We start from the raw sequence: 22,919 nt of genomic DNA, 5'->3' as shown, positions 1-22,919 counted from the left end.
GCCGGTCCCACCCCGGACCGGCGCGCTGAAAGCCGCCCCGGCGCGGCCCTTGAAACAATTCATCCACACCGCGCCAATGGCTACTCCTTGCACTGCAGCAAAAATGCGCCACAATAAATAAAACGCATTTCCCCACCCGACCCCTGGCAGTCATGGCAAAAATCGTCCTGTTCGAGAACATCCATCCGAGCGCCCGCGCCGTCTTCGAAACCGCCGGCTACACCGACATCGTCTCGCACGCCGCGGCCCTGCCGCCCGCGCAGATGCACGACGCCCTGCGCGGCGCCCACGTCGCCGGCATTCGTTCTCGCACCCACCTGGACGCCGCCCTGCTGTCCGGCAACCCCGACCTGCGCGTCGTCGGCTGCTTCTGCATCGGCACCAACCAGGTCGACCTCGACACCGCCATGCAACGCGGCATCCCGGTGTTCAACGCCCCCTTCTCCAACACCCGCTCGGTCGCCGAGCTCGTGCTGGGCGAAGCCATCCTGCTGCTGCGCCGCATTCCCGAAAAGAACGCCCGCGTGCACCTGGGCCACTGGGACAAGAGCGCCTCCGGCGCTTTCGAGACCCGCGGCAAGACCCTGGGCATCGTCGGCTACGGCAACATCGGCTCGCAGATCAGCACCCTGGCCGAAAGCCTGGGCATGCGCGTCATCTACCACGACGTCGAAGCCAAACTACCCCTGGGCAACGCCCGTCCGGCCGGTTCGCTCAACGACCTGCTCGAACAAGCCGACGTCGTCACCCTGCACGTGCCCGGCGGCAAGTCCACCGAAAACATCATCGACGCCGACGCGCTGGCCCGCATGCGCCGCGGCGCCATCCTCATCAACGCCTCGCGCGGCACCGTCGTCGACATCAACGCCCTGCACGCCGCCCTGAAATCCGGCCACCTGGCCGGCGCCGCGCTCGACGTCTTCCCCACCGAACCCAAGAGCGCCGACGAGCCCCTGGCCAGCCCCCTGATCGGCCTGCCCAACGTCATCCTCACCCCGCACATCGGCGGCAGCACGCAAGAATCCCAAGAGAACATCGGCCGCGAAGTCGCCGAAAAGCTCGTGCGCTTCCTGCAGGCCGGCACCACCAAGGGCGCCGTCAACTTCCCCGAACTGCCCTTCCTGGAACAGGCCGGCGCCACCCGCATCCTGCACGTACACCGCAACGCCCCCGGCGCCCTGGGCACGCTGGACAACCTGATGGCCCAACACGGCCTGAACATCGTCAGCCAGACCCTGCAGACCAAGGGCCAGATCGGCTACGTCATCACCGACGTCGAAGGCCACGTCGACGACCTCGTCATGACCACGCTGCGCGACCACCCCATCACGGTCCGCTGCGACCGGCTGTAAAGCGCGCAACCGGCAAGGCAAGAAAAAAGAGGGGACCGAAAAACGGTCCCCTCTTTTTTCAATCCCGCCCTCCTCCGTGGCGCGCCTCCACCACCCGCCAGCAACCCAGCACCGCCACGACGCCCCACAGGCGCCAATGCCGATTCCGGCCGTCCGCGCGGCCTGGAAATCGGCGGCCCCGCACACGCTTGGCCAGCCTCGAACGCAACAGCGCCCCAAACCTCGCACGCCGTAGCCTGGGGTGGGCGGCGCACAGGGGACGCGCGCCGTCGATGCGCCCGAGGGAATCTGAAGGCAGGCGCCGAAGGCGACAACGAAGATGACGAGAGGGTAGTCCGGAGCGAAGGCTCCGGACCGCAATCGTTGGCGCGCGTCCCCTGTGCGCCGCCCGCCCCAGGCGACCTACGAAGCCACGGCCACCCAACAGCCGCGAGCACTACGGACGATCACCCCCCCGCCTGCCCAACAAAATGCGCCGCTACCCATTTCTCGCACACGGCCCACAATGCGGGCGCACCGCGTTCAATCACCGGCCCATAGCGCGCCAGCACCTGCTCCATCGACACTCCGTTCTCCGTCCAAGTGCCCCCACCGGTAAACACATTGATCAGCAGCGGCTGAAACCGATCCAACGCCTTCGCGAACTTCGCATCTTCCGACTCGGCCTGCTCGAACTCCCGCCACAACGCCAGGAACTCATCCCCCTGCGCCCCCGGCAACAACCCGAACAACCGCACCGCCGCCGCGTCCTCCTGCTCCGCCTGCACCTGCGCCGACGAGCCGCCGTGGATCGGAAAATCACCCACGTCGATCTCCACCACGTCGTGCAGCAGCAGCATCCGCATCACCCGCCCCGTATCCACCGGGCCACAGGCGTACTCGCTCAGCACCAGCGCATACATCGCCAGATGCCACGAATGTTCCGCCGAATTTTCCTTGCGGCTCGTGTCCAGCAGCGGCGACTGCCGCACTACCGATTTCAGCCGGTCAATTTCCCGCAGAAAGCCCAGTTGCTTCTCCAACGCCGACAATTCCATCCCCTTCTCCTCATTCAAGGCGCGGCCGCGGCCCGCCCCAGGCATTCCGCCATTTTGCCCCCGACGCTGCCCGCATCGAACGGCAAGCGCCCGATGATGCCGATTTCCCGATGGAACGCCGCCTCGCCCAGCGACAGCAGCCGCAACCCGTCCAGGTTCAAGCCTCGCAGCCGCGGCAACAACCCCACCCCCAGCCCGTGCCGCACCATATTGGCGATCGCTTCGATTTCATCGAGCTCCACCGCCTCGTGCACCGTGATGCGCTGCTTCTTCAGGAACAGATCCACCACCCGCCCGCCGAACGACGCCCGGTCGTAGCGAATGAACGGCTGCGTGGCCAGCAGCTCGCGCCACGGCGCCAGCGGCATCGATTCCGGCATGGCCAGCACCACCTCTTCGCGCAGCAGCGGCTGCCAGCCCAGCTCGGGCGGTAGCGCGAATGGCGGGCGAATCAGCAGCGCCATGTCGACCTCGCCCGCGTCCACCTGCCCCAAAAGCGACAGCGACACCCCCGGCACGATGCGCACCCGCACGTCCGGATAGCCCGCGCGGAACTCCCCCAGCGCCCGCACCAGCAGGTCCTGCTGCACCGACGCAATGGCGCCGATGCGCAGCGACCCGCTGACGTGGCCCGCGCCCGCCGTGGCCATGCGCTCGGCCATGGCCACCAGTTCCTCGGCCTGCGGCAGCATCTCGCGCCCGTGCGCGTTCAGCGTCGCCGCGCGGGCGCCGCGGTCGAACAGCGCCACGCCCAGGTATTCCTCCAGGCGCTTGATCTGCGCGCTGACGGCCGACTGGGTCAGGCCCAGCTGGGCGCCTGCCCCCGTGAAGGTGCCGTCCCGCGCCACGGCGATGAAGGTCTTGAATTCTTTGATCACGATCAATATTTTCGATGCTAAGACACAAAAAATATCGTTTTTCAATCAAAAAAACAATTCATAAACTAGCAATCAGGACACGACCCGATGGTGACGGTCCGCATTCTGATTTACCTTTTCCGCCTTATCCGGAGCTTTTCATGACCGCTCAAACCAACTTGCCGCCGTTCCACCTGGCCTTCCCGGTCCGCGACCTGGCCGAAGCCCGCGCCTTCTACGGCGAAAAGCTGGGCTGTCCCGAGGGCCGCAGCTCGCCCGAATGGATCGACTTCAACTTCTACGGCCACCAGATCGTCGCCCACCTGGCCCCCAGCGAGTGCGGCCACAAGGCCACCAGCGCCGTCGATTCGCATAATGTGCCCGTGCGCCATTTCGGCGCCGTGCTTTCCATGGAACAATGGGAAGCCATGGCCAAGCGCCTGACCGATGCCGGCACCGAGTTCGTCATCGAGCCCTACATCCGCTTCAAGGGCGAAGTCGGCGAACAGGCCACCATGTTCTTCCTGGATCCGTCGGGCAATGCGCTGGAATTCAAGGCGTTCAAGAACATGGATTCGTTGTTCGCCAAGTAATCCGTCTCTACAGGTTTCGTGCCGTTGAACGCAATATCAGACCCACCTTCTTCGGCCGAAACCCCCTGGCGCATCCAGCCCCAGGGTGACCGCTGCCTGATCGTCTCGTTCGGCGACCAGATCGACGCCGCTGTCGGACGCACCTGTCTGGCCGCGGCGCGCAAGCTGCGCGATGCCGGCCTGCCGGGCGTGACCGACGTCGTGCCCTCGTTCGTGGCGGTGGCAGTCCACTACCGGCCCGACGGCCTGGGCAACGGCCCCACCTACGCCAGCCTGGCCGACCGCATTGAAACCCTGCTGGCCGAAGGCATTGCCGCCGACGCCGCCGGCGGCCGCGACGTCGACGTGCCTGTCTGCTACGGCGGCGAACATGGCCCCGACCTGCTCGAGGTGGCCACCGCCGCTGGCCTGGCGCCCGACGAGGTCATCGCGCTGCACAGCGGGCCGCGCAGCATGGTGTTCATGCTGGGCTTTGCGCCCGGCCATGCCTACCTGGGCGTACACGACGAAAAACTGAACCTGCCGCGGCGCGCCTCGCCGCGCACCGCCGTGCCCCCTGGCGCCGTGGCCATCGCCAACCGCCAGACCGTCATCTACCCCAACCGCCTGCCCGGCGGCTGGCACATCATCGGCACCACGCCGCTGACCATGTTCGACCCCGCGCGCGAACCCGCTGCGCTGCTGCAACCCGGCGACTCGGTCCGCTTCGTGCCCATCACCCCTGAAGAATTCGACCGTCTGCGCGAGGCCCGGCCGTGAGCATCACCGTCATCAAGCCGGGCATGCTGTCCAGTTTCCAGAACCGCGGCCGCGACGGCTACCAGCACCAGGGCATTCCCGCTGCCGGCGCCATGGACGAACGCGCCCACCGCCTGGCCAATGCACTGGCCGGCAACACCGGCGACCCGGCCACGCTCGAAATGACCCTGACCGGCCCCACGCTGCGCTTCGATGCGCCGGCCTGCTTCGCTCTCGCGGGCGCCGACCTGGGCGCCACGCTCAACGGCCAGGACATCCCCCTGCATCGCCCGCTGGTGGCACGCGCCGGCGACACGCTGGCGTTCGGCGCCCGGCCCGCCAACGGCGTGCGCGGCTACCTGGCGGTGCATGGCGGTTTTGCGCTGCCGGCCGTGATGGGCAGCGAAACCACCTACCTGCGCAGCGGCTTCGGCGGTTTCGAAGGCCGCGCGCTGGCCAAGGGCGACCAGGTCGGCCTGCGCCAGGCGCTGGGCCATGCCGATCTGGACGCCCTGCAGAAAGCGCTGTGGGACCTCCGCATCTACCTGCCCGGCGCGCTGGGCCACAAGCAACGCGACGCCATCCGCTTCCTGCCCGGCCTGCAATGGGAAGAATTTTCCGAAGCCACCCGCCATGCCTTCGGCGGCTCGGAATTTCGCATCAGTCCGCAATCGGACCGCATGGGCTACCGCCTGCAGGGCCCGGCGCTATCCATGAGCCGGCCGCGCCAGATGCTGTCGGAAGCCGCCTGCTTCGGTACCGTGCAGGTGCCGTCCGGCGGCGAAGCCATCATCCTCATGGCCGACCGCCAGACCACCGGCGGCTACCCCAAGATTGCGCAGATCGCCACCGTCGACCTGCCGCTGCTGGCCCAATACGCGCCGGGACGCACGCTGCGCTTTGCGCGCATCGACCTGGACGAGGCCCAGCGCCTGGATGGCGAGCGCGAACGCGCCTTTACCCAATTGCTGGACACGCTGGCGCCGCTGCGCGCATTGCTGACACAAGGACACTGACATGAGCCAAAGCATCGACCTGAACTGCGACATGGGCGAAAGCTACGGCGCCTGGACCATGGGCAACGATGCCGCGGTGCTGGCGTTCGTCAGCTCGGCCAACATCGCCTGCGGCTTCCATGGCGGCGACCCCGCCACCCTGCGCAAGACCGTGGCCGCCGCGCTGGCCCAGGGCGTGGCGCTGGGCGCGCACCCCAGCCTGCAGGACCTGGCCGGCTTCGGCCGCCGCGCCATCCCCACCACGCCCGAAGAAGCCTACGACATCGTCGTCTACCAGATCGGCGCGCTGGCCGGCGTGGCCGCCTCGCAGGGCGCGCGGCTGCATCACGTCAAGGCGCATGGCGCGCTGTACAACATGGCCGCGAAAGACGCCGGCCTGGCGCGCGCCATCTGCCAGGCCGTGAAAGACGTGGATGCTTCGCTGGTGCTGTACGGCCTGGCGGGCAGCAAGCTGATCGATGCCGCCCGCGACATCGGCCTGGCCGCGGCCAGCGAAGTCTTCGCCGACCGGTCCTACCAGGACGACGGCTCGCTCACCCCGCGCACCCGCGCAGGCGCCATGATCGAAGACGTGAACCAGGCGGTTGCGCAGGTGCTGCGCATGGCCCGCGAAGGCCTGGTGCGCTCGGTCGACGGCAAGGACGTGCCGGTGCAGGCCGACACGCTCTGTATCCACGGCGACCAGCCCAACGCGCTGGTGTTCGCACGCGCCATCCGCGACGCGCTGCAACAGGCAGGCATCGCGGTGCGCACGCCGCAGGCGCGATAGAGACGGTCTGGGTGAGAGAGGCCGCGTTAGCCGCGGCCGAAACGCGGCGCCGGCTCTTCGGCGTCCTGCAGCGAGGCCTCGTGATAGGCCCGCAAAATGCCCGGCAGCACATCCAGCACGTAGCTGCGCGTCAGTTCGGCCGCGCGGTCGAAATCGCGGCTGGCCATGGCCTGCGTGATGCCCTGGGTGTAGGTCTGCAGGTTGTTCGAGTCCATCGTCTCTTTGGCCAGCAGATAGCGCAGCGGCTCGACCTGCTCGTACAGCTTGGTCAGCACGCCCACCAGCGGCGCGTTGCCCGTGAAGCGGGCGCCGGCCAGGTAGAACTCGCGCAGCGCCGCGATGTAGGCGCGCACGTCGCGCTTGGCCATGGCCGCGGCGATGGCATCGTCGTAGGTGCGCAGTTCAGCCACCAGCGGCGACACGTCGTCCATCTCGGCGACCTGACGGATACAGTAGGCCTCCAGCTCCGCGCGCAGCTTGTACAGGTGGCGGATCTGGGTTTCCGAATACAGGGTGGCCCTGAAACCTTTGCGTTGGACATGCGTCACCAGGCCGCTCAATTCCAGCAACCGCAGCGCTTCCCGGATGGGACTGCGGCTGGTGCCGAAACGCTGCTCCAGTTCCTGTTCCCGCAACGGCTGCCCGGGCCTGATAGTGCCATCCACTATCAACTCACGAATCTGTTCCTGTAGGAAATACGGAATCGTGGCGGGCGCTTTGACGTCCAATCGGCTCCCCTTGTACTGCGTGATGCAAGTATTGCGACACCGAGAAGATACTAGAAATTTATTGAAACACAAATAAGAAAATTGTTGCAGCAGTTCGTGCGGGAACCCGTTGATGGCCATGGGCACGGCAGGTGAACTGTGGCAACTGGCGAGTCAAGCGCCAGGCCAGCAGACGTCGCCTGAGCGCGTCAATCCCAATCGTCGCGGTAGACGAACTTGGGCATCTGCCAGTTGAAGCGCAGGGCCAGCAGGCGCAAGGCCAGGCCGGCGGCCAGGGCGATGGGCACGGCGGCGTTGGCGGACAGCCCCAGCGCCTGGCTGCCCAGGTACAGCGCCCCGGTCACCACCGACACGCTGGCGTAGAGTTCCTTGCGGAACAGCAGCGGCACCTCGTTGCAGAGCACGTCGCGCAGCACGCCGCCGGCGCAGCCGGTGATCATGCCGCTGATCAGCACCACCGTGATCGGCAGCTGCATCAGTTGCGCCACCTGGCAGCCGATCACGGTGAAGGCCACCAGGCCCAGGGCATCGGCCAGCAGGAACAGGCTGCGCAACCGCCGCATGATCGGTGCGATCAGGGCCGTGAGCAGCGCCGCACCCGCCGTCATCCACAGGTATTCCGGATGCACCACCCAGGTCAGCGGGTAATGGCCCAGCAGCACATCGCGCAGCGAGCCGCCGCCCAGCGCGGTGACGCAGGCGATGATGCACACGCCCATCCAGTCCATGTCGCGCCGGCCGGCCGAGAGCGCCGCGGTCATGGCTTCGGCCACGATGGCGACCAGGTAGAGCGTATGCAGCAGGGTGGGGGAAAGATCGGGGAACATGGATCGGGCAAGCGTGAAAAAGGCGCCACCGGGGTCGGACCCCACGGCGGGCGGCAGGCCCCTATTGTATTGACACCGCGCAATGGCGTTGCCGCCGGCCCCCGCCATCCCTTACGCTGAAAGCACGTTGATATCGGTCAAGCCCCTGTACGCGCCGCGGCCGGACAATGGGGTATGCCCGCCAAGGGCGCCATCGGCCGGACGGAGGCTGGCGGGAGCCACCGGCCCGGTCCTACCTCGGGAGAAACGTATGTCTGAACAACCAGGCCCCATCCTTCTGGCCACGGACCTGAGCGCGCGGGGCGACCGCGCACTGGACCGCGCGCTGCAACTGGCCAAGGAACGCAATACCAAGCTGGTCGTGCTGCACGTCATGGAAACCCATTCCGTGCCGGCGCGCCTGACCACGCCGGTCTGGCGCCGGCTGTCGACCGACCACAAGGCCCTGGCCGAGCGCGAGCTGGCCGAAGACCTGGCCGACGCCGGGATTCCCACCGAGGTCGTGGTGGCCACCGGCGATCCGCTGGTGCGCATCATGGAAACCGCCGACAGCTTCGGCTGCTCGCTGATCGTCACCGGCATTGCCCGCGACGAAACGCTGGGCCGGCTGCTCTTGGGCACCACGGTGGAAAAGCTGGCGCGCCAGGCCCGCCAGCCGGTGCTGGTGGTCAAGACCCGGCCGCGCAAGCCCTACCACGACGTGCTGGTCGCCACCGACTTTTCGCCGGGCTCGCGCCAGGCCCTGCGCGCCGCGCTGCACCTGGTGCCCGACGCCAGCCTGACGCTGTTCCACGCCTACGACGTGCCGTTCCAGGGCAAGAATGTGCCGGACGACGCCGTGACGCGCAGCTTCTACAAGGCGGCCGAGCAAAGCGCGCGCGAGTTCATCGCAGAAACGGCAGAACTGGCGGACGTGGCGGCGCCCAAAGTGGTGCTGGAATGCGGCCAGCCGGAAACCGTGCTGTCGGAATACTCGTTCAACCATCGGTCTGACCTGGTGGTGACGGGCACCCATGGCCGCACCGGCCTCTTGCGCACCGCCATCGGCAGCGTCGCCGAACGGCTGCTGGAAGCCCTGCCCAGCGACGTGCTGATCGTGCGGCTGACCGGCGAGCAATAGCCCGCCGCGCGGGGGCTCAGGTGTCCCCGTTCTGGATCATGGCCTCGATGCGGCTGCGCAGCATGCGCAGCAGCACCAGGCCGGGCAACGCAATGACGACCGTCACCAGGAAGAACCCCGGCCAGCCCAGGTGTTCGACCAGGGGCGGCGTCAGCGGTCCGGCCAGGTAGGTGCGGCCCACGGCCGACAGCGCCGACAAGAGCGCGAACTGCGTGGCCGAAAAACGCTGGCGGCACAGGGCCATCAGCAGGCCCACGAACGAGGCCGTGCCCAGCCCGCCGCACAGGTTTTCAAGGCCGACGGCGCTGGCCATCAGCCAGATGCTCTTGGGGCTGACGGCAATGAGCCAATAGCCCAGGTTGGACACCGCTTGCAGCAGGCCGAACACCATCAGCGACCGGTACAGCGTCCAGCGCGACATGATGAAACCGCCGGCCAGCGCGCCGACGATGGTGGCGGCCATGCCCATGACCTTGTTGACCGCACCGACCTCGGTGGGCGTATAGCCCGCGCCGCGGATCAGGAAGGTGGTGGACAGCGCGCCGGCAAAGGCGTCGCCCAGCTTGTACAGCACGATCAGCAGCAGCACCAGCAAGGCGCCGCGGCGGGTGAAGAATTCCTGCAATGGCGCCGCCACGGCTTCGCCCAGGCTGCGCGGGGCCACGGCCACGCGTTCCGGTTCGGGCGCCCACAACGTGGCCAGCGCGCACAGCAGCATCAGGCCGCCCATCACCACATAGGTATTGCCCCAGCCGATCCATTGGTCGGCCATGATCAGCGCCAACCCGCCCGAGACGATCATGGCCAGGCGGTAGCCCATGACCTTGATGGCCGCGCCCGCGCCGCGCTCTTCCTTGCGCAGCACGTCGGTGCAATAGGCGTCGAAAGCGATGTCCTGGGTGGCGGACAGGAAAGCCACCAGCACCGCCAGCAGCGCCAGCGTCTGCAAGGCCGACGACGGCGACAGCGTGCCCATCACCATGATGGCCAGGGCCAGCAGGACTTGCGTGACCAGCATCCAGCCGCGGCGCCGGCCCAGCAGCGGCGGCACGTAGCGGTCGACCAGCGGGGCCCACAGGAATTTCAGGGTGTAGGCGGTGCCTACCAGGGTGAGGAAACCGATCTGCTGCAACGGCACGCCGGCCACAGTAGCCCAGGCCTGCAAGGTGCCGCTGGTCAGGGCCAGCGGCAATCCGCTGGCAAACCCCAGGACCAGCAGGGGTGCGACGCGGGGGCTGGTGTAGACGTTGGATACAGCGGTAATGACGGTCTCCTGGAACGGGCCGGCGCGGCGCACAGGCGTGCGCCACGGGCTTGCGGCATTTTAGGCGCGGATCGCCCGGGCCGTCAGCCGCCGTTGCAGAAAGTCAGGGAGAGGCGAAGCGGTACACCGCCAGGGTGCTGCGCCAGCTGGGAAACGCCTTGATCTCGCGCCCTTCGTTGAAGGTGGCGCGTTCCAGGATGCGCAGGCCCAGTTCACCGGCCAGCTGTTCGAAGTCGCGCAGCGTGCACAGGTGGATGTTGGGCGTGTTGTACCACTGGTAAGGCATCTGGCCGGTCACCGGCATGCGGCCGCGCAGGATCATCCAGCCGTGCGGCCAGTAGCCGAAATTGGGAAACGACACCACGCCGTGGCGCGCCACCCGGGCCATTTCGCGCAGGATGTGCTCGGTGCGGTGCATGGACTGCAACGTCTGCGACAGCACCACGGTATCGAACTGCTTGTCGTCGAACAGCGCCAGCCCGTCTTCCAGGTTCTGCTGGATCACTTCCACGCCGCGTTTCACGCAGGCGATGACGCAGGTGTCGTCCAGTTCCACGCCCGCGCCGCGCACCTGGCGGTGGTCGCGCAGGTGCGCCAGCAGCGCGCCGTCGCCGCAGCCCAGGTCCAGTACGCGGCTGCCGGGCTCGATCCAGCTGGCGATGCGCGCCAGGTCGGGCCGCAGCGTGGCCACGGCAGGCCGGGGAGTGACAGGGTTCATGCGTAGGATCCTTCGATCTGAGCGGCGTCGACCAGGCCCAGTTCACGGGCGATGCGCTCGTAATAGCCGCGAACCACGGCATGGTAGCGCGCGTCGTCCAGCAGGAAGGCGTCGTGCCCGTGCGGCGCGTCGATCTCGGCGTAGGTGACGGGGCTGGCGTTCTTGAGCAGGGCCCGCACGATCTCGCGCGAACGTTCCGGCGGGAAGCGCCAGTCGGTGCTGAACGACACCAGCAGGAAGTCGGCCTTGGCCGGCGCCAGCGCGCGCGCCAGGTCGCCGCCGGTCTTGCGGGCCGGATCGAAGTAATCCAGCGCGCGGGTGATCAGCAGGTAGGTGTTGGCGTCGAAATAGCGGGTGAATTTCTCGCCCTGGTAGCGCAGGTACGACTCGACCTCGAACTCGACGCCGTAGCCATAGTGGTACGCACCGTCCGCCGCCGGCTCGCGCTGGGCACGGCCGAATTTCTCGGCCATGTCGTCGTCGGACAGGTAGGTGATATGGCCGATCATGCGCGCCACCGACAGGCCGCGGCGCGGCACGGTGTCTTGCGCGTAGTAGTCGCCGCCGTGGAAATCCGGGTCGGTGATGATGGCGCGGCGCGCCACCTCGTTAAAGCCGATGTTCTGCGCCGACAGGCGCGGCGTGCTGGCGATGACCACGCAATTGGCCACGCGCTCGGGCAAGGTGATGGCCCAGCTCAGGGCCTGCATGCCGCCCAGCGAACCGCCCATCACGGCGGCAAAGCGCTCGATGCCGAAGTGGTCGGCGACGCGGGCCTGCGCCTGCACCCAGTCTTCCACCGTCAGCACCGGGAACGCGGCGCCCCAGGGCTTGCCGGTCTCGGGGTTGATGCTGGCCGGGCCGGTCGAACCAAAGCACGAACCCAGGTTGTTCACGCCGATGACGAAGAACAGGTTGGTATCCACCGGCTTGCCGGGGCCCACCATGTTGTCCCACCAGCCCACGTCGCTGGGTGTGTCGGCCGCCTGGCCCGCCACGTGGTGCGAGGCGTTCAGGGCGTGGCAGATCAGCACCGCGTTGGTGCGCTGGGCGTTCAGAGTGCCGTAGGTCTCGACCGCCAGTTCGTAGGCGGCCAGCGACTGTCCGCTGAGCAACGACAGCGGTTCGTCGAAACGAAGATAGACGGGTGCGACCAGACCGACGGAACCGGGATCAACGGCGTCGGACTGAGTGACGGGTGCGACGGTGGCAGGCGAGCCTGCAAGCGCGGCGCTGGCCGAATCACCGGCCAAATGTTGGGCAGGAGTGGTCATACGGACCTCTTTAGCTGGATTTATTGGAAGGCGCCCGCAAGCGGATCAGGCAAATCGGCGCCGAAATTAGGATAGTGCGGCAAGAATTCTAGCACTGCTTGCGGTGGGGGCCGCAAGCCCCACCCACGCCGCGCAGCAGCGGGCAACCGGTCAGGCGCCGGCCTCCCAGGGTTCGTGGCCCAGGTATTCGTAATGCTCGGTGTTCACGCGCGAGATGCGCCATTCCACCGGCTGGCGGTTGTACGAAAACGCCACGCGGCGGATCTCGAGCAGGGGCGCGCCCTCGGCCACGCCCAGCCAGCGCGCATGGGCGCGGTCGGCCAGGCAGGTGCGCAGGCGCTCGTCGGTGGCGATGACGTTGACGCCGAATACGTCCTGGTACAGCGCGTACAAGGTGCTGGCGCGCTCGCGCAGGTGCGCCTCGGTCATGCCGGGAAAGCGCGATTCGGGCAGGCAGATGTCGTCGATCATGACCACGTCGCCGTTCAACGACAGCATGTTCAGGAACTCGAACACATAGGCGCCGGCAGGCAGGCCCAGCTTCTCGCGCGCCGCGGCCGATGCCTTGACGCGGCGGAACCGCAGCAGCTCGGTCGTGGGGTACGACTTGTTGCCGTCCTGGCGCAGGATGCGGAAGAACTTGAAGAAGTGGTGGTTGCGCGTGTGCACCGCCACATAGGTGCCCCGGCCCTGATGGCGCACCAGGATGTTTTCCGCGGCCAGTTCGTCGATGGCCTTGCGCAGCGTGCCGATCGACACGCCAAAGCGTTCTGCCAGGTTCTTTTCCGGGGGGATCGCCTCGCCCTGCTTCCATTCGCCTTGCGCCAGCGCGGCAAGCACGGCTTGCTTGACCTGCTCGTACAAGGGACTGCCCAAAGGCACAGTCGATGACAGGCTGGTGTTCATGGGTGCATCGCAAAAATCAGGGACCTCCAGTGTAGCGGTCCACGACGGCTCGGCTCAAGTCATACAATTCATATATATGATTTAGTTGACATGCCGAAAAGCCGATCTTAAGATTTGCCGGACGTTGTGATCCCGAAGCGCTTGCGGCACCCGGCCGCACGCCCAGCCCAAGAGAGGAAGACGATGATTCATGCCGTATTGCACGATGCCAAGGACACGGTGGCGGTCGCCGTGGTGGAAGGCCTGACCGCCGGAACGGAACTGAACGCCTGGATCATGGACGAGGACAAGATCATCCATGTGCGGGCCTCGCAGGACATTCCCATCGGCCACAAGGTCGCGATGAAAGACATGGCCGAGGGCGACACGGTCTTCAAGTACGGCGTGGACATCGGCCGCGTCGTGGCGCCGATCAAGGCCGGCCAGCACGCCCACGTGCACAACATCAAGACCAAGCGCTGGTAAGCGTCCCCCCGCCCCCCAAGAGGAAAAAATCATGTCCGTCATCAATGCTCAGACCACCTTCCAGGGTTACCGCCGCGACAACGGCCGGGTCGGCGTGCGCAACCACGTCATCGTGCTGCCCGTGGACGATATTTCCAACGCCGCGGCCGAGGCCGTCGCCCACAACATCAAGGGCACGCTGGCGTTGCCCCACCCCTATGGCCGGCTGCAATTCGGCGAAGACCTGGAGCTGCACTTTCGCACCCTGATCGGCACCGGCTGCAATCCCAACGTGGCCGCGGTGGTGGTGATCGGCATCGAAGAAGGCTGGACCAAGCGCGTGGTCGACGGCATTGCCGCCACCGGCAAGCCGGTCATGGGCTTCAGCATCGAACTGCATGGCGACCACGACACCATCATGCGCGCCTCGCGCTGCGCCAAGGAATTCGTGCACTACGCCACGGCGCTCACGCGCAGCACGTGTCCGATCTCGGACCTGTGGGTGTCGACCAAGTGCGGCGAGTCCGACACCACGTCCGGCTGCGGCGCCAACCCCACGGTGGGCAATGCCTTCGACAAGCTGTATGCGCTGGGCTCGACCCTGGTGTTCGGCGAAACCTCGGAACTGACGGGCGGCGAACACATCGTGGCCGAGCGCTGCGCCAACGATGCCGTGCGCGAACGCTTCATGTTCATGTTCAACCGCTACCAGGCCATGATCGACCGCTGGAAGACCAGCGACCTGTCCGAATCCCAACCTACCAAGGGCAACATCGCCGGCGGCCTGACCACCATCGAGGAAAAGGCGCTGGGCAACATCCAGAAGATCGGCAAGCATTGCCGCGTGGACGGCGTGATCGACAAGGCCGAGATTCCCGACGGGCCGGGCCTGTGGTTCATGGATTCGTCGTCGGCCGCGGCCGAAATGGTGACGCTGTGCGCGGCCTCCGGCTATGCGGTGCACTTCTTTCCTACCGGCCAGGGCAACGTCATCGGCAACCCCATCCTGCCGGTCATCAAGATCTGCGCCAACCCGCGCACCGTGCGCACCATGTCGGAACACGTGGACGTGGACACCAGCGCGTTGCTGCAGCGCGAGATCGATCTGAACCAGGCCGGCGACAAGCTGCTGGAATGCATGCTGGCCACCGCCAATGGCCGCTGGACCGCGGCCGAGGCGCTGGGCCACCGCGAATTCGTGCTGACCCGCATCTTCGAAAGCGCCTGACAAAAAAACACGCAGACCCGGGCGCAAGCCGCCACGGCAGCACAGGCGTATGCATTCCTACCCGGGCGCCACCCCCAAGGAGGAAGACAGATGAATCGCGAGCAATCCCCCCCGATCGACGGCGCGCAGCGCCGGCGCGTGCTGGGCGCCCTGGGCGCCGCCGGTCTCTGTGCGCTGACGCCCTGGCAACAGGCGCTGGCGCAAAAGCGCGCCTGGCCGGAGCGCCCCATCAACTACGTCGTGCCCTTCCCGCCCGGCGGTCTGACCGACGTGGCCGCGCGCCAGGTCGGCAAGGCGCTGGGCGATGCCGAGCGCTGGAACGTGGTGGTGGAAAACAAGCCCGGCGGCAGCGCCAACATCGGCGCGGCCCACGTGTCGCACGCCGCGCCGGACGGCTATACCTGGCTGGCGATCACCCTGTCGCACGCCGCCAACGCCACGCTGTTCGCCGGCAAGGCCGGCTACGACCTGACACGCGACCTGACGCCGCTGGCCGGGCTGGCCTCGTCGCCCATCATGGTGGTGGTCAATGCCAAGAGCCCCATCAAGACCATGGACGACCTGGCCCGCGCGGCGGCCGCCAAGCCGCTGGCGGCCGGCTCCAGCGGCAACGGCACGCCCCCGCACCTGACGCTGGCGCTGTACCAGAAGCTGACCGGCGCGCCGCTGATGCACGTGCCGTACAAGGGTGGCGCGCCTTCGCTGACCGACCTGATCGGCGGGCACCTGGACGTGGTGTTCTCGAATTACCCCGAGTCGCTGTCGCACGTGAAGAACGGTTCGCTGCGGGCCCTGGCCATCACCACCCGCGAGCGCAGCGCCGACCTGCCCGACGTGCCCACCGTGGCACAGGCCGGGCTGCCCGACCTGGTGGTGGAAAACTTCACCGGCGTCATGGGCCCGGCCGGCATGCCGCCCGAACTGGTGCAGCGTATCGGCGCGGCCATCGTCAAGCAGGTGTCGCAGCCCGCCATGCAGCAAGCCTTGCTGCAGCTGGGCTTCGTGCCGCAACCGCGCGGGCCCGAAGCCTTCGGCACCTACCTGGGGTCGGAAGTGGAGCGCTGGGCCAAGATCATCCGCGATGCCAACATCCAGATCGCCTGAGCCCGGAGGCCCCATGCATGTACTGATCTCGGAATTCATGGACGCGCCCGCCGTCGACGCCCTGCGCCAGCGCTTTGACGTGCGCTACGCCCCCGACCTGGTGGATGCGCGCGATGCGCTGCTCGATGCCGCGCGCCAGGCCGACGGCCTGATCGTGCGCAACCGCAGCCAGGTGGATGCCGCCCTGCTGGCTGCGGCGCCGCGGCTGCGGGCGGTGGGCCGCCTGGGCGTGGGGCTGGACAACATCGACCTGCCAGGTTGCGCCGCCCGCGGCATCCAGGTGGTGCCGGCCACCGGCGCCAACGCCCGCGCGGTGGCCGAGTACGTCATCGGCACCGTGCTGGCGCTGCTGCGCGGCGCCTATGCATCCAGCGCCGACGTCGCGGCCGGACGCTGGCCGCGCACGGCGCTGTCGCAAGGGCTGGAGGCGCACGGCCGCACCCTGGGCGTGGTGGGCTTTGGCGGCATCGGCCAACTGACCGCGCGGCTGGCGGCGGGCCTGGGCATGCGCGTCGTCGCCTGCGACGCGGCGCTGCCGGCCACGCATCCCGTCTGGGCCGAAAGCGGCGCCACGCCTCTGCCGCTGGAGGCGCTGCTGGCGCAGGCTGACGCCGTGTCGCTGCACGTGCCGCTCAATGCCGACACCCGCCACCTGCTCAACGCCGACCGTATCCGCGGCATGCGTCCGGGCGCCATTCTGGTCAATACGTCGCGCGGCGGCATCGTCGACGAGGCCGCCCTGGCCGCAGCGCTGCGCATGGGCCACCTGCGCGGCGCGGCGCTGGACGTGTTCGACCAGGAACCCCTGCCTGGCGGCGGCTCGCTGGCGGACGCGCCCAACCTGATCCTGACCCCGCACATCGCCGGCCTGACGCAGGAAGCCAACACCCGGGTTTCCGACATGGTGGCCGCCGGTGTGACAATAGCGCTTACCGGCGGCGCCCGATGACGCGCGGCGCGCCCCCCCGAACAGGAAGGATATGGCTCACATCTATCTGGACGAACTGCAACACCTGGCCGCGGCCAGCCTGGCCGCCGCGGGCGCCAACCCCGCCATGGCCGACAGCACGGCGCGAGCCCTGGTCTTCGCCGAAAGCCAGGGCCTGAGCTCGCACGGCCTGTCGCGCGTGCCGTTCTATGCCGGCCACCTGCGCACTGGCCGCGCGCTGGGCAACGCCGTGCCGCGCATCGTGCACGAGCGCGGCGGCGCCGCCCTGATCGACGCCGGCTCCGGCCTGGCATTCCCCGCCTGCGCCATGGCGGTGGAACAGGCCGCCGTGCGCGCCCGCGAACACGGCGTGGCCTTCATCGGCGTGGCCAACAGCCACCACTTCGGCGAAGCCGGCTACCACCTGGAAGCCCTGGCGGACGCCGGCCTGGTGGCCCTGGCCCTGAGCAATTCCCCCGCCGCCATGCCGGCCTGGGGCGGCAAGCGCCCGCTGTTCGGCACCAATCCCATCGCCGCGGTGTTCCCGCGGCGCGGCGGCGCGCGCATCGTCATCGACCTGTCGCTGTCGCAAGTCGCGCGCGGCAAGCTCATGATCGCGGCGCGCGACAACCAGCCGATTCCGCTGGGCTGGGCGCTGGACGCGGACGGCCAGCCCACCACCGACCCCAAGGCCGGCCTGGCCGGCAGCATGCTGCCCGCGGGCGGCGTCAAGGGCGCGATGCTGGCGTTGATCATCGAACTGCTGGCGTGCGCCCTGACCGGCTCGCACTTCGGCTTCGAGACCGAGTCCTTCTTCGTCGACGAAGGCGGCCCCGCCCGCCTGGGCCAGGCCTTCATGGCAATCGACCCCGGCGCCCTGGCCGGCAAGGAAACCTACCTGGATCGTGTCGAAGTCCTGGTGGACGCCATGCTGGAAGACGACGGCGTGCGCCTGCCGGGCGAGCGCCGCCGCAAGCTGCGCGACGAAGCGATCAAGCACGGCGTGGAGATTCCCGAGGCGCTGATGGCGCAATTGCGCGCCATGTCGGGCGCGGCCTAGCGCCGGCCGGGGCGGCGCGGCGCCGCCCCCTTCCCCGCCACGGCCCCTAGCCGCCGTGGCTGAACCACAGCATCAGCGGCGCCAGCAGCAGGAACACCACGGTCGACACCAGCACGGCGCCGGCCGCGGTATCGCCCATGGCGGTGTAGCGCTTGGCGTACATGTAGCTGACCACCGCGCAGGGCATCGCCATCTGCAGCGTCAGTGCGCCGGCCAGCACCGGTTCCAGGTCCAGCAGCCACACGATCGCCAGGCCCGCGGCCAGGCCGGTGACCAGGCGCATCGCCGCCACCTTGGCGCCGTCCTTGATGCCATTGGCTGGTATCAGCGCCAGTGCGTGGCCCAGGCTCAGCAGCATCAGCGGCACGGTCACCGCGCCCAGCATGCGGGCGGTTTCGATCACCCAGTCCGGCACCGGAATGTGCAGCATGCGCATCGCTACCGCCACGACGGATGCCAGCAAAATCGGACTCTTCCAGCTGCCCTTGGTGTTGACGCCCGGCAGCAGCCGCACCGCGATCGTGTGCATCACGAAGGAATTGACGGCGAAGAACGCCACGGCCACCGACAGGCCCGCGTCGCCGAAGGCCAGCTGCGAAATCGGCAGGCCCAGGTTGCCGGCGTTGGGCAGGAAGGCGGTGGGCAAGAGCGTGCGCACCGGCAGCCGGCCCAGCTTGAGCAGCAGCGCGCAGGCCAGCGCGCACAGCAGCAGCGCCAGCAGCGTGGCCGCAGCCACGTCGGCCAGCGCGCGGTCGTCCAGGTGGGTGGTGACGAAAGTATGGAACACCAGCGCGGGCGTGGTCACGGAGGTGACCAGCGTGGTGATGAAGGAACCGCCGAACGGCAGGTCGCGCTTGCCCCAGAACACGCCAATGCCCACGCACGACAACAGGGGCATCATCAGCACGATGGCCGACAGGTAGAACTGCGCGATGGCGAGCATCCGGTTATTCCGTCAGAGATAAGTAAAGTAATTCGCGGCAGCATCAAAGCTTGCCCGGCGCAACGGCTTGGCCCCAGCATGGGGATTCTCTTGCCAGGAACCCGCGCCATTGCCCACGCCCGCCAAACCCATCCCCGCCGTCCGGCTGTCGCCGCGCGAATCCGCCTGCCTGCACTGGGCAGCCGCCGGCAAGACCAGCTGGGAAACCGGCCGCATTCTCGACATCAGTGAAAGCACCGTCAATTTCCATCTGCGCAACGCCAGCCGAAAACTGCAGGTGCGGGGCCGGCGCGCCGCCGTGGCGGCGGCCATTCGGCGGGGGCTGTTGCACCCCATCACGGCTTGACGACGACCGATCTCAGGAATTCGCGGGCGCGTTCGGCCGGCAGGCTTTCCTCGGTGCCGGCAGCCACGGCCTCGATCAGCATGTTGTCGGTCACCCACACCCGCGCCCGCAGCCAGCCGGGCTTGCCCATGGCCTTGCCCTGCACGTCGATGTCCTGCCCGAACGGCGGCCAGTCGGTAGGCGGCGGCGCCTGCATGTTGACGTACAACGAACGCATCAGCGCCAGGCCCAGCGCCTGGCGGGCCACCGGGTCGGCGGCAATCTCGGGCGGCAGCGGGGCCGATCCGACCGCGAACACGGCCTCGCCCACCGTGGCGCTGGCCAGGGTAAAACTCAGGGTATGGGTATCCAGCCGCAGCTGGCGGGTCTCGGTCTGCACCCGATCCGGGAAAGCCGCCCGCACGCGACCGTCCGCCACGTCGACTTCCCGCCAGTTGTAACGAGGCGAGCACGCGGCCAGCAGCAGGGCCAGCGCAAGAATCGCGCCGCCTTTCTTGAACATGAAACGAAACAGCGATGAAATCGTCATTACCGGAAGACCCCACGGTCTTTTCATTTCGAGGAAAGCCCCAAATTGTCGCCGATTTCGATGACCCCCGCGCCCGACGGCACGCTTTTGGCCAATTATGTCTGGGCTGCCGCCCCGAATGTGCCCACGCCGGTCTCCGGCCCCGGCACCCCCAGCATCTACCTGCTGCATGGCCTGAGCGAGCACGCCGGACGCTATGACCGGCTGGCGCGCTGGCTGACCGCCCGCGGCTGGACGGTCGGCGCCCACGACCACCGCGGCCACGGCCGATCGGCCGGCCGGCCCGCCACCCTGGCGCGCCAGGAAGACCTGGTCACCGACGCGGTGTCGCGCCTGGACGCCTGGACCGCCGCCCATGGCCGCCCGCCCATCCTGCTGGGCCACAGCCTGGGGGCCCTGGTGGCGGTGCGCATCGCGCTGCAGCAACTGACCCCGATCGACGCCCTGGTGCTCAGTTCGCCGCCGTTCGTGGTCAACGTGCCCATGTGGGTGCGCCGCACCCTGACCTGGATGTCGCTGCACGCCCCCGACCTGCGGGTGCCCCACGGCCTGGCGCCGGCCCGCATCTCGCACGACCGGGCGGTGGTCAAGGCGTATCGATCCGACCCCCTGGTGCGCCGCAGCATGACCGGCCGGCTGGCCCGTTTCGTGGACGACGGCGGGCGCGATTCCCTGCGCGAGGCCCACCTGCTGGCCTGCCGCACCCTGTTGATGGTGGCGGGCGACGATTCCATCGTGGCGGCCGAGGGCAGCCGCCAATTCGCCCAGCGGGCCCCTGCCGAATTGCTGACATTGCGCTGGTACGACACCGCCTGGCACGAGATTTTCAATGAAACCGCCCCCATCGCCGACCCGGTCTACGCCGACCTGGACGAGTGGCTGGCGCGCACCGCCGCGGTATTGTCCCTGTCCCCAGTACTGACTCCCTCTGCAGAGGAGGCCAGCACCCCGTAAAATCCCGCGACAGACCCCATCGAGAATATTCCGTGACTGATACCGCCGCACACCGCCTCGCCCGCCTGGAGGCCAATCGCCCGCTGCTGGCCCAGACCCTGCGAGGCATCGAAAAAGAAGGCCTGCGCGTCGACGAGCAGGGCATCCTGGCCCGCACGCCGCATCCGGCCGGCCTCGGTTCCGCGCTGACCAACGCGCACGTCACGACCGACTATTCCGAATCCCTGCTCGAACTCATCACCGGCACCCACAACAATGTGGAGGCCCTGCTGGCCGAACTGACAGCCACCCACCGCCACGTCTACAGCGTGCTGGACCATGAACTGATCTGGAACCAGTCCATGCCCGCCACGCTGCCGTCCGAGGCCGACATTCCCATCGCCTGGTACGGCACGTCCAATACCGGCATGCTCAAGCACGTGTACCGCCGCGGCCTGGCCGAACGCTACGGCAAGACTATGCAATGCATTGCCGGCGTGCACTACAACTTCTCGCTGCCCGAACAACTGTGGTCGGTGCTGGACAACCAGCCCGGCACCGATCAGGAACGCCGTTCGCGCGGCTACATCGGCCTGATCCGCAACTTCACGCGTTATTCCTGGCTGCTGATGTACCTGTTCGGCGCGGCGCCCGCGCTGGCACGCGATTTCCTGCGCGGCCGCGAACACCCGCTGCAAAGCCTGGGCGACCACACGCTGTACCTGCCCTACGCCACCAGCTTGCGCATGAGCGACCTGGGCTACCAGAACAAGGCGCAGTCGCAGCTCAAGCTCTGCTACAACGACCTGGATACCTTCCTGGGCCGCCTGTACGACGCCGTCACCCAGCCCTGGCCCGATTACCAGAAACTGGGCACGCACCGCAACGGCGAATGGATCCAGCTCAACACCAACGTGCTGCAGATCGAAAACGAGTACTACTCCAGCATCCGACCCAAGCGCGCCACTGGCCGCTGTGAACGCCCGATCACCGCGCTGGCCGAGCGCGGCGTGCAATACGTGGAAGTGCGCTGCCTGGACATCAATCCGGAATCGCCGGTGGGCATCGATGCCGACACCAGCCGTTTCGTCGACGCCTTCCTGCTGTTCTGCGCCACCGCCGACAGCCCGTTCTTCCCGGCCAACGGCTATTGCCAGCGCAGCGCCGATAATTTCTCCACCGTCGTCAAGGAAGGGCGCAAGCCCGGCCTGCAACTGGACCGCGACGGACAGGCCATCGGGCTGGCCGAATGGGGCCAGCAGTTGCTGGACCAGATCGCACCCTATGCCGCCTTGTACGACGCCGCACTGGGCGGCAGCGCCTACGCCGACAGCCTGGCCGTGCAGCGCGCCAAGCTCGGCCGCCCCGACGCCACCCCGTCGGCGCACCTGCTCGCCGCGCTGACCGACAGCGGCGAATCGTTCCACGACTTCTCCCTGCGCCAAAGCCAGGCACACGCCGATACGCTGCGCGCGCAGGCCCTGCCGGCCGACCTGGCTGCCCAGTACCGCCAAGGCGCGCTGGACTCCAGCGCCGAGCAATTGCACATCGAGCAATCGGACGACGTGGATTTCGACACCTACGTCGCGCGTTACCACGCCGCCCTGAAGGCGCCGCGCAAATAAGGCGTATCGTATGGCCTGTTGATACCCAGGTTTTGGATCAGGAGACTCTTTCCATGCGCCGCTTCGCAACGCTATTGCTGGCCCTGGCCGCCAGCACCGCGGCGATTTCCCACGCCGCCCCGCCGCCCATGCAAACCGTGGACTCGGTGGACCTGAAGCGCTATGCCGGCATGTGGTACGAGATCGCCAATTTCCCGATGTTCTTCCAGCGCAACTGCGTGGGCGACACCACCGCCGAATACACGCTGCACCCGGACGGCACCGTTGGCGTGAACAACCGCTGCCGCACGAAAGACGGCGATGTCGACTCGGCATCGGGCACCGCCACCGTGGTCGAAGGCAGCAACAACGCCAAGCTTGAAGTCTCGTTCTTCAAGCCGATCAAGGGCGATTACTGGGTGATCGGCCTGGACCCCGACTACCGCTGGGCCGTCGTCGGCACCCCCGACCGCAAATACCTGTGGATTCTGTCGCGCTCGCCGCAACTGCCCAAGGAAGACCTGGACCGCGCCCTGGCTGCCGCCACGGCGCAGGGTTACCAGCTGGACGAGCTGCGCTACACGCCGCAGAAATAAGCGAG

Annotated in this window: 25 protein-coding genes and 1 riboswitch; of the genes, 15 read left to right on the top strand and 10 right to left on the bottom strand. The window is 67.8% G+C overall.

Going from position 1 to position 22,919, the window contains the following annotated elements:
* Positions 1 to 152: 152 nt before the first annotated feature.
* A complete protein-coding gene (serA, locus tag U858_RS0102200) occupies positions 153 to 1,352 on the top strand; it encodes a phosphoglycerate dehydrogenase (RefSeq protein WP_025135558.1) in 1,200 nt (399 codons plus the stop codon).
* A 446-nt stretch (positions 1,353 to 1,798) separates the two neighbouring features.
* Here serA and U858_RS0102195 read toward each other — a convergent pair whose 3' ends face one another.
* The gene (locus U858_RS0102195; protein ID WP_025135557.1) at positions 1,799 to 2,389 is read right to left on the bottom strand and encodes an HD family hydrolase; all 591 of its coding nucleotides are present in this window, start codon (positions 2,387 to 2,389) and stop codon (positions 1,799 to 1,801) included.
* A 14-nt stretch (positions 2,390 to 2,403) separates the two neighbouring features.
* Positions 2,404 to 3,267 carry a LysR family transcriptional regulator gene (locus U858_RS0102185; RefSeq protein ID WP_025135556.1) on the bottom strand — a complete coding sequence of 288 codons (864 nt, stop codon included), beginning with the start codon at positions 3,265 to 3,267 and terminating at the stop codon, positions 2,404 to 2,406.
* Positions 3,268 to 3,407: 140 nt separating this feature from the next.
* Here U858_RS0102185 and U858_RS0102180 point away from each other — a divergent pair, with 140 nt between their 5' ends.
* The 4 genes from U858_RS0102180 to U858_RS0102165 are packed head-to-tail and all read left to right on the top strand — an operon-like array spanning position 3,408 to position 6,362.
* Positions 3,408 to 3,839, top strand: coding sequence for a VOC family protein (locus U858_RS0102180; RefSeq protein ID WP_013391240.1), 432 nt, complete (start codon positions 3,408 to 3,410; stop codon positions 3,837 to 3,839).
* Positions 3,840 to 3,863: 24 nt separating this feature from the next.
* Positions 3,864 to 4,598 carry a 5-oxoprolinase subunit PxpB gene (gene pxpB / locus U858_RS0102175; protein ID WP_025135555.1) on the top strand — a complete coding sequence of 245 codons (735 nt, stop codon included), beginning with the start codon at positions 3,864 to 3,866 and terminating at the stop codon, positions 4,596 to 4,598.
* A complete protein-coding gene (locus U858_RS0102170; RefSeq protein WP_025135554.1) occupies positions 4,595 to 5,593 on the top strand; it encodes a biotin-dependent carboxyltransferase family protein in 999 nt (332 codons plus the stop codon). Before pxpB ends, U858_RS0102170 begins: the two co-directional genes overlap by 4 nt.
* A gap of 1 nt (position 5,594) precedes the next feature.
* On the top strand, positions 5,595 to 6,362 hold the full coding sequence (locus U858_RS0102165; RefSeq protein ID WP_025135553.1) for a LamB/YcsF family protein: 768 nt from the start codon (positions 5,595 to 5,597) through the stop codon (positions 6,360 to 6,362).
* Positions 6,363 to 6,388: 26 nt separating this feature from the next.
* On the opposite strand, the gene U858_RS0102160 is transcribed toward U858_RS0102165, so the two are convergent.
* Both U858_RS0102160 and U858_RS0102155 read right to left on the bottom strand, forming a co-directional pair.
* Complete coding sequence (locus tag U858_RS0102160; RefSeq protein ID WP_025135552.1) at positions 6,389 to 7,090, bottom strand: GntR family transcriptional regulator; 702 nt, start codon at positions 7,088 to 7,090, stop codon at positions 6,389 to 6,391.
* Positions 7,091 to 7,278: 188 nt separating this feature from the next.
* Positions 7,279 to 7,917: a trimeric intracellular cation channel family protein gene (locus U858_RS0102155; RefSeq protein WP_025135551.1), complete on the bottom strand. Its 639-nt coding sequence runs from the start codon at positions 7,915 to 7,917 to the stop codon at positions 7,279 to 7,281.
* 250 nt (positions 7,918 to 8,167) lie between these two features.
* Here U858_RS0102155 and U858_RS0102150 point away from each other — a divergent pair, with 250 nt between their 5' ends.
* The gene (locus U858_RS0102150; protein WP_025135550.1) at positions 8,168 to 9,037 is read left to right on the top strand and encodes a universal stress protein; all 870 of its coding nucleotides are present in this window, start codon (positions 8,168 to 8,170) and stop codon (positions 9,035 to 9,037) included.
* A gap of 16 nt (positions 9,038 to 9,053) precedes the next feature.
* On the opposite strand, the gene U858_RS0102145 is transcribed toward U858_RS0102150, so the two are convergent.
* The 4 genes from U858_RS0102145 to U858_RS0102130 all read right to left on the bottom strand — a co-directional run bounded on the left by U858_RS0102145 (position 9,054) and on the right by U858_RS0102130 (position 13,199).
* A complete protein-coding gene (locus U858_RS0102145; protein WP_042884187.1) occupies positions 9,054 to 10,301 on the bottom strand; it encodes a muropeptide transporter in 1,248 nt (415 codons plus the stop codon).
* A gap of 103 nt (positions 10,302 to 10,404) precedes the next feature.
* The gene (gene metW, locus U858_RS0102140; RefSeq protein ID WP_025135549.1) at positions 10,405 to 11,019 is read right to left on the bottom strand and encodes a methionine biosynthesis protein MetW; all 615 of its coding nucleotides are present in this window, start codon (positions 11,017 to 11,019) and stop codon (positions 10,405 to 10,407) included.
* Positions 11,016 to 12,293, bottom strand: a complete 1,278-nt coding sequence (locus tag U858_RS0102135; RefSeq protein WP_025135548.1) for a homoserine O-acetyltransferase — start codon at positions 12,291 to 12,293, stop codon at positions 11,016 to 11,018. Before U858_RS0102135 ends, metW begins: the two co-directional genes overlap by 4 nt.
* A riboswitch (SAM riboswitch) is annotated at positions 12,283 to 12,364 on the bottom strand. It overlaps the preceding gene by 11 nt.
* Before the next feature lie 79 nt (positions 12,365 to 12,443).
* A complete protein-coding gene (locus U858_RS0102130; protein ID WP_025135547.1) occupies positions 12,444 to 13,199 on the bottom strand; it encodes a GntR family transcriptional regulator in 756 nt (251 codons plus the stop codon).
* Positions 13,200 to 13,382: 183 nt separating this feature from the next.
* Here U858_RS0102130 and U858_RS0102125 point away from each other — a divergent pair, with 183 nt between their 5' ends.
* The 5 genes from U858_RS0102125 to U858_RS0102105 all read left to right on the top strand — a co-directional run bounded on the left by U858_RS0102125 (position 13,383) and on the right by U858_RS0102105 (position 17,963).
* Complete coding sequence (locus tag U858_RS0102125) at positions 13,383 to 13,664, top strand: UxaA family hydrolase (RefSeq protein WP_025135546.1); 282 nt, start codon at positions 13,383 to 13,385, stop codon at positions 13,662 to 13,664.
* 31 nt (positions 13,665 to 13,695) lie between these two features.
* A complete protein-coding gene (locus U858_RS0102120; protein WP_025135545.1) occupies positions 13,696 to 14,871 on the top strand; it encodes a UxaA family hydrolase in 1,176 nt (391 codons plus the stop codon).
* A 90-nt stretch (positions 14,872 to 14,961) separates the two neighbouring features.
* The gene (locus U858_RS0102115; protein WP_025135544.1) at positions 14,962 to 15,975 is read left to right on the top strand and encodes a tripartite tricarboxylate transporter substrate binding protein; all 1,014 of its coding nucleotides are present in this window, start codon (positions 14,962 to 14,964) and stop codon (positions 15,973 to 15,975) included.
* 13 nt (positions 15,976 to 15,988) lie between these two features.
* On the top strand, positions 15,989 to 16,924 hold the full coding sequence (locus tag U858_RS0102110) for a hydroxyacid dehydrogenase (RefSeq protein ID WP_025135543.1): 936 nt from the start codon (positions 15,989 to 15,991) through the stop codon (positions 16,922 to 16,924).
* Positions 16,925 to 16,955: 31 nt separating this feature from the next.
* Positions 16,956 to 17,963 (top strand): Ldh family oxidoreductase, encoded by a 1,008-nt coding sequence (locus U858_RS0102105; protein ID WP_025135542.1) that lies wholly within the window; start codon positions 16,956 to 16,958, stop codon positions 17,961 to 17,963.
* Between the two features lie 46 nt (positions 17,964 to 18,009).
* On the opposite strand, the gene U858_RS0102100 is transcribed toward U858_RS0102105, so the two are convergent.
* Positions 18,010 to 18,906, bottom strand: coding sequence for an AEC family transporter (locus U858_RS0102100; protein WP_025135541.1), 897 nt, complete (start codon positions 18,904 to 18,906; stop codon positions 18,010 to 18,012).
* Positions 18,907 to 19,015: 109 nt separating this feature from the next.
* Between U858_RS0102100 and U858_RS0102095 the strand changes: the two genes are divergently transcribed.
* A complete protein-coding gene (locus tag U858_RS0102095; protein ID WP_115596918.1) occupies positions 19,016 to 19,252 on the top strand; it encodes a helix-turn-helix domain-containing protein in 237 nt (78 codons plus the stop codon).
* On the opposite strand, the gene U858_RS0102090 is transcribed toward U858_RS0102095, so the two are convergent.
* Positions 19,242 to 19,781 (bottom strand): hypothetical protein, encoded by a 540-nt coding sequence (locus U858_RS0102090; protein ID WP_025135539.1) that lies wholly within the window; start codon positions 19,779 to 19,781, stop codon positions 19,242 to 19,244. The two genes, U858_RS0102095 and U858_RS0102090, sit on opposite strands and share 11 nt — an antisense overlap.
* A 45-nt stretch (positions 19,782 to 19,826) precedes the next feature.
* Here U858_RS0102090 and U858_RS0102085 point away from each other — a divergent pair, with 45 nt between their 5' ends.
* From U858_RS0102085 to U858_RS0102075, 3 genes are read left to right on the top strand one after another with little or no spacing between them, the layout of a single operon-like run.
* Positions 19,827 to 20,735 (top strand): alpha/beta hydrolase, encoded by a 909-nt coding sequence (locus U858_RS0102085; RefSeq protein WP_042884166.1) that lies wholly within the window; start codon positions 19,827 to 19,829, stop codon positions 20,733 to 20,735.
* Between the two features lie 32 nt (positions 20,736 to 20,767).
* Positions 20,768 to 22,339: a glutamate--cysteine ligase gene (gene gshA, locus U858_RS0102080; protein WP_025135537.1), complete on the top strand. Its 1,572-nt coding sequence runs from the start codon at positions 20,768 to 20,770 to the stop codon at positions 22,337 to 22,339.
* A gap of 53 nt (positions 22,340 to 22,392) precedes the next feature.
* Positions 22,393 to 22,914 (top strand): lipocalin family protein, encoded by a 522-nt coding sequence (locus U858_RS0102075; RefSeq protein WP_025135536.1) that lies wholly within the window; start codon positions 22,393 to 22,395, stop codon positions 22,912 to 22,914.
* Positions 22,915 to 22,919 lie beyond the last annotated feature (5 nt).

The organism is Achromobacter sp. DH1f (assembly GCF_000633435.1).
GTDB classification, from domain to species: domain Bacteria; phylum Pseudomonadota; class Gammaproteobacteria; order Burkholderiales; family Burkholderiaceae_B; genus Achromobacter; species Achromobacter deleyi.
Note: the sequence above shows the minus strand (reverse complement) of the source record. Positions and strands in the feature narration are given on the sequence as shown.

Excerpts from the sequence above, each read along its gene's own strand:
- serA (WP_025135558.1), top strand. The coding sequence starts at position 153 with ATGGCAAAAATCGTCCTGTTCGAGAACATCCATCCGAGCGCCCGCGCC.
- U858_RS0102195 (WP_025135557.1), bottom strand. The coding sequence starts at position 2,389 with ATGGAATTGTCGGCGTTGGAGAAGCAACTGGGCTTTCTGCGGGAAATT.
- U858_RS0102180 (WP_013391240.1), top strand. The coding sequence starts at position 3,408 with ATGACCGCTCAAACCAACTTGCCGCCGTTCCACCTGGCCTTCCCGGTC.
- U858_RS0102165 (WP_025135553.1), top strand. The coding sequence starts at position 5,595 with ATGAGCCAAAGCATCGACCTGAACTGCGACATGGGCGAAAGCTACGGC.
- U858_RS0102155 (WP_025135551.1), bottom strand. The coding sequence starts at position 7,917 with ATGTTCCCCGATCTTTCCCCCACCCTGCTGCATACGCTCTACCTGGTC.
- U858_RS0102150 (WP_025135550.1), top strand. The coding sequence starts at position 8,168 with ATGTCTGAACAACCAGGCCCCATCCTTCTGGCCACGGACCTGAGCGCG.
- metW (WP_025135549.1), bottom strand. The coding sequence starts at position 11,019 with ATGAACCCTGTCACTCCCCGGCCTGCCGTGGCCACGCTGCGGCCCGAC.
- U858_RS0102135 (WP_025135548.1), bottom strand. The coding sequence starts at position 12,293 with ATGACCACTCCTGCCCAACATTTGGCCGGTGATTCGGCCAGCGCCGCG.
- U858_RS0102130 (WP_025135547.1), bottom strand. The coding sequence starts at position 13,199 with ATGAACACCAGCCTGTCATCGACTGTGCCTTTGGGCAGTCCCTTGTAC.
- U858_RS0102125 (WP_025135546.1), top strand. The coding sequence starts at position 13,383 with ATGATTCATGCCGTATTGCACGATGCCAAGGACACGGTGGCGGTCGCC.
- U858_RS0102120 (WP_025135545.1), top strand. The coding sequence starts at position 13,696 with ATGTCCGTCATCAATGCTCAGACCACCTTCCAGGGTTACCGCCGCGAC.
- U858_RS0102115 (WP_025135544.1), top strand. The coding sequence starts at position 14,962 with ATGAATCGCGAGCAATCCCCCCCGATCGACGGCGCGCAGCGCCGGCGC.
- U858_RS0102110 (WP_025135543.1), top strand. The coding sequence starts at position 15,989 with ATGCATGTACTGATCTCGGAATTCATGGACGCGCCCGCCGTCGACGCC.
- U858_RS0102105 (WP_025135542.1), top strand. The coding sequence starts at position 16,956 with ATGGCTCACATCTATCTGGACGAACTGCAACACCTGGCCGCGGCCAGC.
- U858_RS0102100 (WP_025135541.1), bottom strand. The coding sequence starts at position 18,906 with ATGCTCGCCATCGCGCAGTTCTACCTGTCGGCCATCGTGCTGATGATG.
- U858_RS0102090 (WP_025135539.1), bottom strand. The coding sequence starts at position 19,781 with ATGACGATTTCATCGCTGTTTCGTTTCATGTTCAAGAAAGGCGGCGCG.
- U858_RS0102075 (WP_025135536.1), top strand. The coding sequence starts at position 22,393 with ATGCGCCGCTTCGCAACGCTATTGCTGGCCCTGGCCGCCAGCACCGCG.